Below are 13,964 nucleotides of genomic sequence, written 5' to 3'. Positions count from 1 at the left end.
AGCGGACCCGTCACGCGTCGCGGACCTGGTCCGGGCGCGTGACGACGGGCGGCAGGACGGACCACGGGAAGTTGATCCACCGGTCGGTGTGCTTCCACACGTACTCGCACTTGACCAGCGACTGCGGCTTCTCGTAGATGACCGCGCTGCGGACGTCGGCCACGTGCTCGGCACAGAAGTCGTGGACGAGCTTGAGGGTCTTGCCGGTGTCGGCGACGTCGTCGGCGACCAGGACCTTCTTGCTGCTCAGGTCCACCACGTTGGGCACGGGCGGCAGCATGACGGGCAGGTCGAGCGTGGTGCCGACGCCCGTGTAGAACTCGACGTTCATCACGTGCAGATTCTTGACGTCGAGCGCGTACCCCAGGCCGCCGGCCACGAACAGGCCGCCGCGGGCGATCGAGAGGATGATGTCCGGCTCGAACCCGTCGTCGGCGATCGCCGTGGCCAGATCCCGCATCGCGGTGCCGAACAGTTCGTAGCTCAGATTCTCGCGCTCGTCGCTCACGCGGTTCCCCTCCCCGTGGTGTGGTGTGCCCCCGCGGGTCCCGTCGCAGGTGGCGGCGCCCGGACACCGGTTCATGCTATGCCCGCGCCTCCCCGCGCCCGGGACAGGGCGGCGGACCCCGTCATGTGTCGAGGTCCACCCTGACCCCGGTGGACGCGCACAGGCCGCCCCAGCCCAGCAGCGCGTCGTCGGCGACCGGGACCAGGGGTCCGCAGTAGTCGCCCAGTCCCTCGGTCTGCTGCCGGTAGGTCCGCCCGGACTCCGGGTCCCACAGGCTGAACTCGCCGGGCGCGGTCGCCACCAGCGCCAGGCCGTCGACGGCGTCCATCCCTCCCGCCAGGAGGGGATGGGTGGCGGCCGAGACGGGGGGACGGAAGTCGGTGTACTCGCGCTCCTCCACCAGCTCCGCACGCCCCTCCCCGTCGAGTTCGAACAGGCTCGCGGTCTCGCCGCTCCGCGCCGCCAGGAACAGGTCGCCCGCCGTCGAGGCCGCCAGCCCGGCGGAGACGTTCCCGCCGTCGTACTCCGCGACGTGGGACAGGTCCCGGATCCCGGTGGCCGTGTCGCCCACCCGGAACACCACCGCCCCCAACTCGCCGGAGGAGACCCCGGCGGCCACCACGGTGCCGCCCCGGGCCGCCAGGTCGAGCACGGTGAAGTTCCCCGTCCCGTCGCCGATCGGAACGGTGTGCCAGTCGTCCTGGCCGGGCGTGTACACGAGGAACTCCTCCTGGCCCTGCTCTCCGCTGCCGCCGCCGAAGACGACGTGCCCGTCCGCGACCACGCCCCGGGCCAGTGTCCGGCCCTCCGGTGCCCGCGCGATCGGCTCCCACGTGTCGTCGTCGGGATCGTAGAAGGCGCCGTCGGCGGCCACGTGCGCGTCCGCGCCACCGGAGTGCGTCGGCGTGAAGCCGCCCCAGACGAGCATCCGGTCGCCGACCATGAGGGCGCTGTGGCGGGTCCTCGACTCCAGGCCGCTCGCGGCCAGTTCACGCCAGGAGTCGGACGCCGGGTCGTAGGCGGCTCCGTCGTCGAAGGAGTCGTGCTGTCCGCCCGCGCCGTGGCCGCCCCAGACCAGGACCTCCGAACCGGACCAGACCAGACTGTGCTCCTCGCGGAGGTCGAGCGGGGCGGGTGCGAGCGCGCCCACGTCGGTGGTCACGTCCCATGGCTCCTCCGACGGGTGGCCACAGGCCGCGACGGCCGCCATCAGGGTGAGCGCGGGGGCCGCTGCCCTGGTCACGCGCCGCATTCGATCACGCCTCTCCGTGCTGACTTGTTCGCCTGTCGTCCGCCGCGACGGCCCTACGGCGGCTCCGGGCGGAGTGTAGGGCCTCCCACCGATGCCCGCGCCTGCCGGTGACCTGGACCACTTGTCCACGCGGGCCAGTGTTCCGCGTCACAGCTCTGGACGCTTGGTCCGATTTTGGCGGCAGTGAAACGACATAATCTTGACTTATCTGGGTCACTAGCGAACATATGGCAACAAACAGCACCATGTTCCTGTACATCTCTCCGCCGTACAGGAGGTAGAAGCATGGCCGGTGACCAGGAGCTGCTCCCCTCGGAGCAGCCGGTCCAGCTGCTCGACGAAACCGGGACGCCGGTCGCCGACCCGCCGCTGCCGTTCCCCGACAACGACCGGCTGCTGGCCGCCTACGCCTCCCTGGTGACCGGTCGCCGGGTCAACGACCAGGCGGGCGCCCTCGTCCGCCAGGGCCGCCTGGCCGTCTACCCCTCCTCCCACGGACAGGAGGCCTGCCAGACCGGGGCCGCCCTCGCGCTCGCCGACGGCGACTGGCTCTTTCCCACCTACCGCGACACCGCCGCGGTCATCGCGCGCGGCGTCGACCCGGTCCAGGTGCTCACGCTCCTCAAGGGCGACTGGCATTCCGGTTACGACCCCTACGCCCACCGCGTCGCGCCCCAGGCCACGCCGCTGGCCACCCAGCTCCTGCACGCCGTCGGCGTCGCGCACGCCGCCCGCCTGCGCGGTGAGGACACGGTCGTCATGGCCCTGTGCGGCGACGGCGCCACCAGCGAGGGCGACTTCCACGAGGCGCTCAACTTCGCCGCCGTGTTCCAGGCACCCGTCGTGTTCTTCGTGCAGAACAACGAGTACGCGATCTCCGTCCCGCTCGCCAAGCAGAGCGCCGCCCCCTCCCTGGCCCACAAGGGCGTCGGCTACGGGGTGCCGGGCGAGCGCGTGGACGGCAACGACGCCGCCGCCGTGCTCGCCGTCCTCGACCGGGCCGTCGCCGCCGCCCGTGCCGGGAAGGGGCCGAGCCTGGTCGAGGCGCACACCTACCGCGTGCAGGCGCACACCAACGCCGACGACGCCACCCGCTACCGCACGGACGACGAGGTCGAGCCGTGGGTGGCCCGCGACCCGATCGTGCGCATGGAGGCCTACCTCAAGCGCCGGCGCGTGCTCACCAAGGCCCGCAGGGAGCGCATCGCGGAGGAGGCGGAGGCCGTGGCCACGGCCATGCGCGAAGGGCTGGCCCGCGACATCGAACCCGACCCCGCCGAGCTGTTCGCCCACGTGTTCGCCGAACCGACGCCGCAGCTGACCGAGCAGGCCGCCTTCCTGGCCGACGAGCTGAGCAGAGAGGGCCACTGAGATGGCGACGGACCCCACCAAGCTCTCCATGGCGCAGGCCCTCAACCGGGCACTGCGCGACGCCATGACCGAGGACGAGACCGTGTACGTCTTCGGCGAGGACGTCGGCCCCCTCGGCGGCGTCTTCCGGATCACCGACGGGCTGACCGCCGAGTTCGGCGAACAGCGCTGCTTCGACACCCCGCTCGCCGAGTCCGGCATCGTCGGCATGGCCGTGGGCATGGCGATGAACGGCATGCGACCCGTCGTGGAGATGCAGTTCGACGCGTTCGCCTACCCGGCCTTCGAGCAGATCGTCAGCCACGTCGCCAAGACCAGGAACCGCACCCGCGGCCGGGTCGGGCTGCCGATGGTCATCCGGGTCCCCTACGCGGGCGGCATCGGCGGGGTGGAGCACCACTGCGACTCCTCCGAGGCCTACTACGCGCACACCCCCGGCCTGACCGTGGTCGCCCCGTCCTCCGCCGCCGACGCCTACGCCCTGCTGCGCGACGCCATCGCCTCCCCGGACCCGGTCGTCTTCCTCGAACCGAAGAAGCTGTACTGGGCCAAGGAGGAGGTCGACCTCACCGAGCCCCGTCCCGGCATCGGGCGAGCGGTCGTCCGCCGTGAGGGCACCGACGCGACCCTCATCGCCTACGGCCCGTCCGTGCCCACCGCGCTGGAGGCGGCCGAGGCCGCCGCCCAGGAGGGCCGCAGCCTCCAGGTGGTCGACGTGCGCTCGCTCGTGCCCTTCGACGACGAGACCGTGTGCGCGGCGGTCCGCTCCACCGGACGCGCGGTCGTCGTCGCCGAGGCCAGCGGGTACGCCGGCGTCGCCTCGGAGATCGTCGCCAGGGTGACCGAGCGCTGCTTCCACTCCCTGGCCGCGCCGGTCCGCCGCGTCACCGGCTTCGACATCCCCTACCCCCCGCCCAAGCTGGAGCGCTTCCAGCTGCCCAGCGTGGACCGCGTCCTGGACGCCGTCGACGACCTGCAGTGGGAGGACCAGTGAGCACGCAGACCTTCGACCTCCCCGACCTGGGCGAGGGGCTGACCGAGGCCGAGGTGGTCCGGTGGCTCGTCGCGGTCGGGGACACCGTGGCCGTGGACCAGCCGGTCGTGGAGGTGGAGACCGCCAAGTCGATCGTGGAGGTGCCGTCGCCGTTCGCGGGCACCGTCAGTGAGCTGCACGGAGACGAGGGCGAGGTGATGGCGGTCGGCCGACCGCTGATCAGCGTCGCCGCCGACGCGTCCGCGGACACCGCACCGGCGGCGGCCCCGGCGGCCCCGGCGGTGTCGCCGGAGGGCGAGCGCTACCGCGAGGAGGAGCGCGCCGGAACGGGGTCGGGCAACGTCCTCATCGGCTACGGCACCCCCGACACCCAGACCACGGGACGCCGCCGCAGGCCCCGCGGCCGTCCGCCCGCGCGCGGTGCCCAGCCGTCGACGCCCGCCGCCCCGCCCGGCTCGGGCACACCCGTGTCCGCGAGCGCGCCGGTCCCCCCGGAGGGCCCGCCCGCCGGGGAGGCCCGGGCGCGGCGGGTACCGCTGGTGACCTCTCCCCTGGTGCGCCAGATGGCGCGCGAGGCGGGGCTGCGGATCGCCGACGTGCCCGGCAGCGGCCCCGGCGGGCTCATCACCCGCCGCGACGTCCGCGCCGCCGTCGAGTCCGCCCGCGCCACCGCGGCCGTGCCCGCTCCGGCGGCACCGGACGAGTCCGGCCCGGCGGCCACGGCGGCGACAGCGGCCACGCCCGCGACCGACGCCCGGACCGGGCTGGCGGAGGCGTCGCGGACCCCGATGGGCGGGTTCCGCAAGGCCGTCGCCGCCTCGCTGTCCCGCAGCCGCCGGGAGATCCCCGAGGCCACCGTCTGGGTCGACGTCGACGCCACCGACCTCGTCCGGCTGCGCAGGTCCGACCCCGAGGGCCCGGGCCTGCTCGCCTACGTGGCCCGGTTCGTCGTCGCGGGTCTGCGCGCCTTCCCCGAGCTCAACGGCCTGGTCGACACCGAGCGCGGTGAGCTGGTCCAGTACGACGGGATCAACCTCGGCCTCGCCGTCCAGACCGACCGCGGCCTGGTCGCGCCCGCCGTCATGGGCGCGCACGGGCTCACCACCCGTGAACTCGACGCGCGGATCCGGGAGCTGACCCGGGAGGCACGCGAGGGGACGGTCTCCCCCGCACGCATGAACGCGGGCACGTTCACCCTCAACAACTACGGCTCGCTCCGGGTGGACGGCAGCGCCGCCATCATCAACCATCCGCAGGTCGCCATCCTCGGCCTCGGCCGGATCCTGGACCGCCCGTGGATCGTGGACGGCGAGGTGGTCGCCCGCAAGATCACCCAGCTGTCGTTCGCGTTCGACCACCGGGTGTGCGACGGCGGAGCGGCGGCGGGGTTCATGCGCGTGGTCGCCGACGCCATGGAGAACCCGGCCGCGGCCATCGCCGACCTGTAGCCGCCGACCCGCCGCCGATCGGCGGCACCTGGCCGGGCGCCCCGGGGAGTCGGCACCCCGGGGCGCCCACTCCTTTTCCGGCGGCTACCGGCCCCCGGGCCGGTTCAAAGTCCGCGCGGATTTCTTGTGACACTCCACAGCGGTGGAATCGCCCGGTTGTCGATAGCTTGCCTGAGCGAGCGAAGAATCCACCAGGGGGCGCTTTGAACCTGCTCATCACCGGCATCACCACCCAGTCCTCCATCGCGTACGCGATCGCGGAGGAGGCCATGAACCAGGGCCACGAGGTGATCGTCACCAACCCGCCGGGGCGGCAGTTCTCGATCTGCGAGCGGATCGCCAAGCGTCTGCCGAAGGAGCCCGTCGCCGTCCTGCCCATGGACGTCACCGACCCGGAGCAGATCGCGGAGACCGCCGCGGCGGTCGGCGAGCACTGGGACCACGTGGACGGGGTGCTGCACGCCATCGCGTTCGCACCCGAGAAGGCGCTGGGCGGCAACTTCCTCGACACCGAGTGGGAGGACGTCGCCACCGCCGTGCACGTGTCCGGGTACTCGCTCAAGGCCCTGACCGTCGGCTTCCGCGGCCTGCTCGACGCGGCTCCGCACGGCGCCGGGGTGGTCTCGCTGACCTTCGACGCGAGTGTCGCCTGGCCGGTCTACGACTGGATGGGCTCGGCCAAGGCCGTGCTGGAGAACTCGACCAAGTACCTGGCCCGCGACCTGGGCGCCGAGGGCATCCGCGTCAACGCGATCGCGGCCGGTCCGATCAAGTCCCTGGCGGGCGGCTCGATCCCCGGGTTCTCGCAGATCTCCGACTCCTGGGGCGACCACGCCCCGCTCGGGTGGGACACCAAGGACGCCACGGTCGTCGCCGGACCGGCGCTGTTCCTGATGTCCCCGGCCGCGCGGGCGATCACCGGCACGGTCCTGCACGTGGACGGCGGCTACCACGCCATGGGCGCCCCCCTCGTCTGACCGGGAGGACAGGGCCCCGACCGGTACCCGGTCGGGGCCCTCGTGCCGTGTCGCCGTGTCGTCGTGTCATTGTGTCGCCGTGTCGACAAGGCGTCCGGCACCGGTTCACGAGGACGTGCCCGGGGCGGCGACCTCGGTCGGTGGCGGGGCGCCGTCGCGCACGGCGTCCAGGTAGGCGGAGATGGCGTCCCGGTTCTGGGTCAGGCAACGGATGCGGTCGTTCATCCGGTCGCGTTCGTGCTCCAGGACCGCGATCATCTCCGGGGTGGCGTCGGGGAAGTAGAGCGCCCGCGGTGTGTTCAGGCAGGGCAGGACCTGCTTGATGATCCGTGTCGGCAGCCCCGCGTCCAGCAGTCCACGGATCTGCGCGATCCGGTCCACGAAGGCCTCGCCGTACTCCCGGTAGCCGTTGGCCGAGCGCTCGGGAGTGATCAGCCCCTGTTCCTCGTAGTAGCGCAGGAGCCGCCGCGACGCGCCCGTACGCTCCGCCAGCTCGCCGATGCGCATGTGGCTCACCTCATGTTCCGTCCCGTTGACCTTCACATAGATGTGAGGGTTCGACGATACTCCGCATGAGATCTGATGCCACCACGCAGGCGCCGACCACCGGCCCCTCCCGCTCCCAGGGGAGCGGGCTGCCCCTGCCCGCCCTGCTCGCCCTGGCCACGGCGGTCTTCGTGACGAGCCTGACCGAGACCCTCCCCGCCGGTGTCCTCCCCGCCATGAGCGCCGATCTGGGAGTCGGTGAGTCCGCGATGGGCCAGTCCGTCACGGTGTACGCCATCGGTACCGCGCTCACCGCGATCCCCCTGGCCTCCGCCACCTTGGGCTGGCGGCGCAAACGGCTGCTGCTGGCGGCGATGGGGGCCTTCGCGGTCGCCAACACGGTCACGGCCGTGTCGCCGGACTACGTGCTCACCATGGCCGCGAGGTTCGCCGCCGGCGTGGCGGCGGGACTGGTGTGGGCGATGCTGGTCGGCTACGCGCGCGCCCTCGTACCGGCCCACCTGCGGGGCCGGGCCGTGGCCGTCGTCATGGCGGGCATCCCGATCGCCCTGTCCCTGGGGGTACCCGCGGGCACCTTCCTCGGCGGGCAGGTCGGCTGGCGGGTGGCCTTCACCGTGATGAGCGTGCTCACCGCGGCGCTGATCGGCTGGATCCTCGCCCTGGTCCCCGACCGTCCCGGCCGACGGCCCGGCGCGCGGACCCCGCTCCTGCGGACCCTCGCGCTGCCGGGCGTCGGGCCGGTCCTGTTCGTCACCCTGGTGTTCGTCCTGGCCCACACGGTGCTCTACACCTACATCGCCGCGTTCCTGCACCGGATCGGGATGGGCGCGTCCGTCGACCTCGTACTACTGGTCTTCGGCATCGCCTCCCTGGTGGGTATCGCCGTGGTGGGAGCGGGGGTCGACCGTCGGCTGCGCGCGCTCACCGTGGCCGCCACGCTTCTGGTCGGGGTGGCCGCCACGCTCTTGGCCCTGTCGTCGGGTGGACCGGCGGCGGTCTACGCCGCGGTGGCGTTGTGGGGCCTGGGATGGGGCGGCGTGCCCACCCTGCTCCAGACCGCCGTGGCCGACGCGGGCGGGGACGCCGCCGACACCGCCCAGTCGATGTTCGTCACCCTGTGGAACGCGGCCATGGCCGCGGGCGGCGTCGTGGGCGGGGTCCTGCTCACGCGGCTCGACCACACCTCGTTCGCCTGGAGCGTCCCGGTGCTCCTGGTGCCGGTGCTCATCGTGGTGGTCGCGGCCCGCACCCACGGGTTCCCCGCCACGCGAACGGACACCGGCGCCTGAGGGGACCGGTCCCGGAGGGCAGCGTGCCTACGCCGGGCCCGCGCCGTACCCCTTGGCCTCGACCCGTCCGACCGGGTCGGGGCCGTTGGTGAGTTCCGCACAGGCGTCCCGCCAGGCCGGGTCACCGGGGTAGAACTCGGTGCAGAGGTAGGCCGACGTGAGCCGCTGGACCGCGGAGACCCGCTCGGGGCTCTCGTCCGTGGTCTCGGCGACGTCGTATCCGGAGATGCCGCCGAGCCCGTGTTCGGCACCGAACAGGGTGAGCAGGGTCTTGCGACCCGGGGCCAGGCGGTAGGGGCCGGCGTGCCACTCCGGGCCCTCGACCGTCAGGTGCTCGGAGGCGTCCTGGTCCCCGGCGACCACGAGCGCGGGTGCCGTCATCGTGGAGAAGTCCGTGGTCGCGAGGAACGAGTAGTTCTCCTTCACGAACTCGGTGAGGGCGTCGCCGCCCCGGCCGGGTGCGGCCAGCAGGACGCCCGCGCTGATCCGGGGGTCGGCCAGGTCGACCTCGGCTCCGTCGAGCGGGTCGGTGAGCCGGGCGCCCAACAGCAGGCTCGCGGTGTGCCCGCCCATCGAGTGCCCGGCCACGGCGATCCTGCCGCGGTCCACGCGCCCGCTGAGCCCTGGGACGGCGGCCTCGATCTCGTCGAGCCGGTCGAGGATGAGCGTCATGTCCTCGGCCCGCGACCGCCAGTACATCGGCGCGTCCGGGGCGCCGGTGTCCAGGTCCAGCGTCCGCGAACTCAGGTGGGTCGGCTGGATCACGACGAAGCCGTGCGCCGCCCAGTACTGCGCGAGAGGGGCGTAGCCGTGCAGCGAGGACAAGTGGTTCGAGAAGCCCTGTCCGTGCGAGAGGAGGATGACCGGCAGGCCGTCCCCGCTCATGGGGGTGGAGACCCGCACCTGCAGGTCGACCGCGCGGTCGGGGGTCGGCAGGACCACCGGGCCGACCGAGAGGGCGGGGGCGGGCGTGCCGAGGTTCTCGGCCGTGCGTGTGGATGCGCTCATGATGCGTGTGTCCCTTCGATGGCCTCTGCTTCCGGCCGCACCGGTCGGTGGCGGCGGGGCGAGGCGGGCAGGAGTGACGGGCTCGGCTAGACTGAAAGCGGAGCGTCGTTCCGATTAATATACGGAGCGCTGTTCCGTTTTGTCAACGAGCATCGGAGGAGAGCGTGGTGGCCACCACAGGCGAGTCCGGGGAGTCGCCGTCCCGGGGCAAGAGGGCGGATGCGCGGCGCAACCAGCAGACGCTGCTGGCCGCCGCCGCAAAGGTGTTCGTCGCCTCCGGTGTGGACGCGCCCATCCGCGCGATCGCGGCCGAGGCGGGGGTCGGGATGGGGACGATCTACCGGCACTTCCCGACGCGGTCGGACCTGGTCATCGCCGTCTACCGGCACCAGGTCGAGGCCTGCGCCGAGGCCGGTCCGCGCCTGCTGGCCGAAGCGGACTCCCCGTTCTCGGCGCTCCGGCGGTGGGTCGACCTCTTCGTCGACTTCCTGGTCACCAAGCACGGACTCGCCCACGCCATGCAGTCGGGTGGCGGCGGCTTCGACGCGTTGCACGCCTACTTCCTCGACCGGCTGGTGCCCGTCTGCGGGCAGTTGCTCGACGCCGCCGTCGACGCCGGGGAGATCAGGCCCGACATTCGTGCGATCGAGCTGATGCGCGGCATCGGCAACCTCTGCGTCGGACGTGAGAGCGACCCCGACTACGACCCCCGCAGACTGATCGAGCTGCTCCTGCGCGGACTGCGGGTGACACAGTCGTCCTGAACCCCTTTCCAGCAGCGCTGGAACCCGGCTGCGCATGCAGTGCTCGATGGTCCGGCGTCACTGGAATATGGGTCGGCGGCTCAGATGCCTGCCGCGCGGTGGTCGTTCAGGACCCGGCGCGCGAACGGTGGAATGGGCAGGGAGTCCAGGAGCCGTGGGGCGAACCAGTCGAGCTTCTGCCCCTCGTGCAGGGGGAGCGCGCCCGCGTCGCCGTCCCATGTACCGGTGAAGAAGGTGACGAGCAGGCCCGAACCCAGGGTGTCGGGGGCCTCGCACAGTTCGGTGAGCTCGGGGAGGACGAGCTCGGCCTCCTCCTGGAGTTCGCGGACGACGGCCTGGCGCGGTGTCTCGCCGGGTTCGCAGCCGCCGCCGAGGAGGGACCAGTGTCCGGGCCAGACGACGCCGTCGATGTCGTCCCGCAGGTGCAGGAGGTACTCGCCGCGGCTGTTGGTGATGAGGGCCACGGCGCCGCGTGGCTGGGTGGTGTGCATGGGTCCACGCTAGGCCGCCCGTGCGTGCATGGACGCCTCAGCGCTGCACCCGGAACTGCGGCGGCCGCCGTGGAGACCAAGCGCCCGGACAGGGAGAAGCGCCCTGCCGTCAGGACGAGATGACGACAGGGCGCCTTGTCGACAGGCCGACGTACCGGCCTACCGGTTTGTCGCGATCGCTCCTCCCCGACCCCCCTACTCCTCGCCCTTGGCGACCAGGGTGAGCACGTCGTACGTGGCCACCGGCTCGCCGTCCTGGTCGGTCACGAGGGCATCCCAGCGCACTTCCCCGTAGTCGGCGTTCGTGCGCGGGGTGATCTGCTTGGCCGTCAGCGCCACCTTGATGGTCGCGCCCTCCTTCACCGGTGTGAGGAACCGCAGGTGGTCCACGCCGAAGTTGGCCAGCACCGGTCCGGGCGCCGGGTCCACGAACAGTCCCGCCGCGAGTGAGACCACCAGGTACCCGTGCGCCACGATCCCGCCGAACAGCGGGTTGGCGGCGGCCGCCTCCTCGTCGGTGTGCGCGTAGAACGTGTCCCCGGTGAACTCCGCGAAGTGGTCGATGTCGGCCCGGGTGACCGTGCGCTCGGCGGACGCGATCGTGTCACCGATCCGCAGCTCCGCCAGGTTCTTGCGGAACGGGTGCACGTCCCCGACCGCGCGCCGGGACCCCGTGGTCCACTGCCCGGTGACCGCCGTGAGCATGTCCGGAGTCCCCTGCACGGCCGTGCGCTGCATGTGGTGCTTGACGCCGCGCACGCCGCCCATCTCCTCGCCGCCGCCCGCGCGGCCGGGGCCTCCGTGCACCAGCACCGGCATCGGCGACCCGTGTCCGGTGGACTCCTTGGCGTCCTCGCGGTTGAGCACCAGGATCCGCCCGTGCCACGGCGCCAGACCGAGCACGACCTCCCGGGCCACGTCCTCGTCCCGGGTGACCAGCGACCCCACGAGGCTGCCACGGCCCCGGGCGGCCAGCTCCGCGGCCTCGGCCACGGACCCGTACGTGATGACCGTGGCGACCGGACCGAACGCCTCCACCTCGTGCGGCTCGGCGGCCCCGGCCTCCGCCCGCAGCAGGATCGGCGAGATGAACGCGCCGGACTCGGCGTCGGCGCCGGCCACCTCCACCTGGTCCAGGTCGCCGTAGACCAGCTCGCACGAGGTGCGCAGCGCCTTGACCGACCTGCGGACCTCGTCGCGCTGGGCGAGGGAGACCAGCGGCCCCATCCGGGTGTCCGCCTGGTCCGCCGCCCCCACGACGATCTTGGACAGCCGGTCGGTGAGCGCCTCGGTGACCGCTTCGGCCATCGACTCGGGCACCAGGATCCGGCGGATGGCGGTGCACTTCTGCCCGGCCTTGACGGTCATCTCCGTCACGACCTGCTTGACGTACAGGTCGAACTCCGGGTCCTCGACCGCGACGTCCGGCCCGAGGATCGAGCAGTTGAGCGAGTCGGCCTCGACGTTGAGCTGCACGCCGCCGCTGACGACGTTCGGGTGGTTGCGCAGGATCGCCCCGGTGGCCGCCGAACCGGTGAAGGACAGGATGTCCTGCGGCCCCAGGGCATCGGCCAGGCCCTCGTGGCCCGCGCTGAGCAGTTGGAGCGCACCCTCCGGCAGCAGCCCGGACTCGATGATCCGCCGTACGACCGCGACCGTGAGGTAGGCGGTCTGCGGAGCGGGCTTGACGATGCTCGGCAGGCCCGCGATGAAGGCGGGCGCGAGCTTCTCCAGCATCCCCCAGACGGGGAAGTTGAAGGCGTTGATCTGCACGGCCACGCCCGGACGGGAGGTGTACACGTGCTGGGCGGCGAACGTGCCGGCCCTGCCCAGCGGCTCCAGCGGCCCGTCCGGGATGACGGTGGAGTTGGGCAGCTCGCGCCGCCCCTTGCTGGAGAAGCTGAACAGCGTGCCGAAACCGCCGTCGACGTCGACCATCGTGTCGCGCGCGGTGGCGCCGGTCCGGTGGGAGAGCGCGTAGAACTCGTCCTTGTACCCCATGAGGTGCTTGGCGACCTCCTTGAGGAGGTTGGCCCTCTGGTGGAAGGTCAGCGCCCGCACGGCGGGGCCGCCGACGGTTCGCGCGTACTCCACCATCGCGCCGACGTCGGGGCCCTTGCGCGAGTACCGGGCGACGGTCTCGCCGGTGTTGGCGTCGGGCAGGGGCGTGCCCTCGTCCGACGGTGTGAACCATGATCCCTGCGCGTAGCTCTCCAGTACTGCGGACACCTGGCGGTCCTCTCCTCCGGCTGCGACTCTGCTGGCACAGTATTACAGACCGATCGTTCAGTAAATAGGGCGCGAGGGGACACACCCGCATCGACCTGCTGTTTCTCTCCACGACGAGATTCGCCGCCGGTCCGGGGCGCGAGGTCAGGGCCGACGTGCCTCCGCGCGGATCTCCCGTGCCGTCACGCCGAACTCCGCGCGCAGCATGCGCCCCAGGTGCCCCGTGTCCAGCACACCCCACCGCGCCGCGATCGCCGACGTCGACCGCTCGGCGAGCATCGGGTCCGCCAGGTCGCGCCGGATCCGGGCCAACCGCTCCGACCTGACCCACCGCGCCAGGGTGAATCCCCCCGCCCGGCACAGCTTGTACAGGTACCGCGTCGACATCCCGTGTGCCGCCGCCACCGACTCCACCGACAGGCCCGGCTCCCCCAGGTTGGCCAGGCAGTACGCCCGCACCCGGTCCAGCGGGTCCTCGTCGTCGCACGGGACCGTGTCCGAGAACGCCGCGCACACCAGCGACACCAGCGCCGACGCCATGTGGTGCTGCGCCGCCCCGCTCGCGTCCTCGCCCACCTCACCGGACGCCATCCCCTGGAACATCGCCGACACGAGCCCGCGCAGACCGATGTCCGCCCGGACCGGCATCGCCACCCGGCGCCGCAACACGTCCGCGTGCGCTCCGAAGCGCGCGCTGGGGACCCCGACCACCACGGTGTCGTAGGGCTCCCAGAACGGCAGCTCGTAGGGGTGCCCCGTCTCGTACACCACCAGGTCGCCGGGGCTCAGCAGGCACTGCCGTCCGCGCTGGTCCACCCCCGCCCGTCCCGCGCCGTGCCAGGCCACCTTGATCAGGTCGGGGTCGGAGGACCCCATCACCGTGGCGTCGCGCCGCACCACGACCGGGTCGGCGGTGATGTGCGTGAGCACCAACTGGTCCACCCGCGCCGAGGTGATCACACCCTGGAAGGGCAGGTTGTCGGTGGTCCGCATACGCAGGGGAGCGAAGGCCCGGGAGGCGGCGTCCTCGAAGGTGTCGAGCCGGTCGATGCTTCCCCGGCGGCTCCTGCGGTCAACGGAGTGCGTGGTGGTCACACCCACCTCCCTTCCCCCACACCTCGTGCCT

At 72.4% G+C, this 13,964-nt stretch carries 13 protein-coding genes; 6 read left to right on the top strand and 7 right to left on the bottom strand.

All coding sequences use genetic code 11. The features are described from left to right. Positions 1 to 10: 10 nt before the first annotated feature. Entirely contained in the window at positions 11 to 508 is a 498-nt protein-coding gene (locus M1P99_RS11105) for a phosphoribosyltransferase (RefSeq protein ID WP_304452568.1), read from the bottom strand. A 121-nt stretch (positions 509 to 629) separates the two neighbouring features. Further along, on the bottom strand, positions 630 to 1,760 hold the full coding sequence (locus M1P99_RS11100; protein WP_304452567.1) for a hypothetical protein: 1,131 nt from the start codon (positions 1,758 to 1,760) through the stop codon (positions 630 to 632). 285 nt (positions 1,761 to 2,045) lie between these two features. Here M1P99_RS11100 and pdhA point away from each other — a divergent pair, with 285 nt between their 5' ends. The 4 genes from pdhA to fabI all read left to right on the top strand — a co-directional run bounded on the left by pdhA (position 2,046) and on the right by fabI (position 6,550). Continuing rightward, a complete protein-coding gene (gene pdhA / locus M1P99_RS11095) occupies positions 2,046 to 3,131 on the top strand; it encodes a pyruvate dehydrogenase (acetyl-transferring) E1 component subunit alpha (protein ID WP_304452566.1) in 1,086 nt (361 codons plus the stop codon). A 1-nt stretch (position 3,132) separates the two neighbouring features. Continuing rightward, entirely contained in the window at positions 3,133 to 4,125 is a 993-nt protein-coding gene (locus M1P99_RS11090; RefSeq protein WP_304452565.1) for an alpha-ketoacid dehydrogenase subunit beta, read from the top strand. Beyond that, a complete protein-coding gene (locus tag M1P99_RS11085; RefSeq protein ID WP_304452564.1) occupies positions 4,122 to 5,573 on the top strand; it encodes a dihydrolipoamide acetyltransferase family protein in 1,452 nt (483 codons plus the stop codon). Before M1P99_RS11090 ends, M1P99_RS11085 begins: the two co-directional genes overlap by 4 nt. 203 nt (positions 5,574 to 5,776) lie before the next feature. After that, positions 5,777 to 6,550: an enoyl-ACP reductase FabI gene (fabI, locus tag M1P99_RS11080; protein ID WP_304452563.1), complete on the top strand. Its 774-nt coding sequence runs from the start codon at positions 5,777 to 5,779 to the stop codon at positions 6,548 to 6,550. A gap of 105 nt (positions 6,551 to 6,655) precedes the next feature. Here the strand turns inward: fabI and M1P99_RS11075 are convergent, their stop codons facing one another. Next, positions 6,656 to 7,057, bottom strand: coding sequence for a MerR family transcriptional regulator (locus M1P99_RS11075; RefSeq protein WP_304452562.1), 402 nt, complete (start codon positions 7,055 to 7,057; stop codon positions 6,656 to 6,658). A gap of 65 nt (positions 7,058 to 7,122) precedes the next feature. On the opposite strand from M1P99_RS11075, the gene M1P99_RS11070 reads away from it, so the two are divergent. Beyond that, positions 7,123 to 8,346, top strand: coding sequence for an MFS transporter (locus M1P99_RS11070; RefSeq protein ID WP_304452561.1), 1,224 nt, complete (start codon positions 7,123 to 7,125; stop codon positions 8,344 to 8,346). Positions 8,347 to 8,373: 27 nt separating this feature from the next. On the opposite strand, the gene M1P99_RS11065 is transcribed toward M1P99_RS11070, so the two are convergent. Then, on the bottom strand, positions 8,374 to 9,354 hold the full coding sequence (locus M1P99_RS11065) for a chlorophyllase (RefSeq protein ID WP_304452560.1): 981 nt from the start codon (positions 9,352 to 9,354) through the stop codon (positions 8,374 to 8,376). A 167-nt stretch (positions 9,355 to 9,521) separates the two neighbouring features. Between M1P99_RS11065 and M1P99_RS11060 the strand changes: the two genes are divergently transcribed. After that, positions 9,522 to 10,118 (top strand): TetR/AcrR family transcriptional regulator, encoded by a 597-nt coding sequence (locus M1P99_RS11060; RefSeq protein ID WP_304452559.1) that lies wholly within the window; start codon positions 9,522 to 9,524, stop codon positions 10,116 to 10,118. Between the two features lie 80 nt (positions 10,119 to 10,198). Here the strand turns inward: M1P99_RS11060 and M1P99_RS11055 are convergent, their stop codons facing one another. The 3 genes from M1P99_RS11055 to M1P99_RS11045 form a co-directional block, all read right to left on the bottom strand. Next, on the bottom strand, positions 10,199 to 10,609 hold the full coding sequence (locus M1P99_RS11055; protein WP_304452558.1) for an NUDIX domain-containing protein: 411 nt from the start codon (positions 10,607 to 10,609) through the stop codon (positions 10,199 to 10,201). A 195-nt stretch (positions 10,610 to 10,804) separates the two neighbouring features. Then, on the bottom strand, positions 10,805 to 12,838 hold the full coding sequence (gene paaZ / locus M1P99_RS11050; RefSeq protein WP_304452557.1) for a phenylacetic acid degradation bifunctional protein PaaZ: 2,034 nt from the start codon (positions 12,836 to 12,838) through the stop codon (positions 10,805 to 10,807). Between the two features lie 144 nt (positions 12,839 to 12,982). Then, positions 12,983 to 13,933 carry a helix-turn-helix domain-containing protein gene (locus M1P99_RS11045; protein WP_304452556.1) on the bottom strand — a complete coding sequence of 317 codons (951 nt, stop codon included), beginning with the start codon at positions 13,931 to 13,933 and terminating at the stop codon, positions 12,983 to 12,985. Positions 13,934 to 13,964 lie beyond the last annotated feature (31 nt).

The organism is Nocardiopsis sp. YSL2 (assembly GCF_030555055.1).
Classification (GTDB): domain Bacteria; phylum Actinomycetota; class Actinomycetes; order Streptosporangiales; family Streptosporangiaceae; genus Nocardiopsis.
The sequence above is the reverse complement of the archived record's forward strand: the minus strand, read 5'-3'. Positions and strand labels throughout refer to the sequence as shown.

Bases quoted from the DNA above. Each gene is read 5' to 3' on its own strand.
- M1P99_RS11100 (WP_304452567.1), bottom strand. From the start codon at position 1,760: ATGCGGCGCGTGACCAGGGCAGCGGCCCCCGCGCTCACCCTGATGGCG.
- pdhA (WP_304452566.1), top strand. From the start codon at position 2,046: ATGGCCGGTGACCAGGAGCTGCTCCCCTCGGAGCAGCCGGTCCAGCTG.
- M1P99_RS11090 (WP_304452565.1), top strand. From the start codon at position 3,133: ATGGCGACGGACCCCACCAAGCTCTCCATGGCGCAGGCCCTCAACCGG.
- M1P99_RS11075 (WP_304452562.1), bottom strand. From the start codon at position 7,057: ATGCGCATCGGCGAGCTGGCGGAGCGTACGGGCGCGTCGCGGCGGCTC.
- M1P99_RS11070 (WP_304452561.1), top strand. From the start codon at position 7,123: ATGAGATCTGATGCCACCACGCAGGCGCCGACCACCGGCCCCTCCCGC.
- M1P99_RS11065 (WP_304452560.1), bottom strand. From the start codon at position 9,354: ATGAGCGCATCCACACGCACGGCCGAGAACCTCGGCACGCCCGCCCCC.
- M1P99_RS11055 (WP_304452558.1), bottom strand. From the start codon at position 10,609: ATGCACACCACCCAGCCACGCGGCGCCGTGGCCCTCATCACCAACAGC.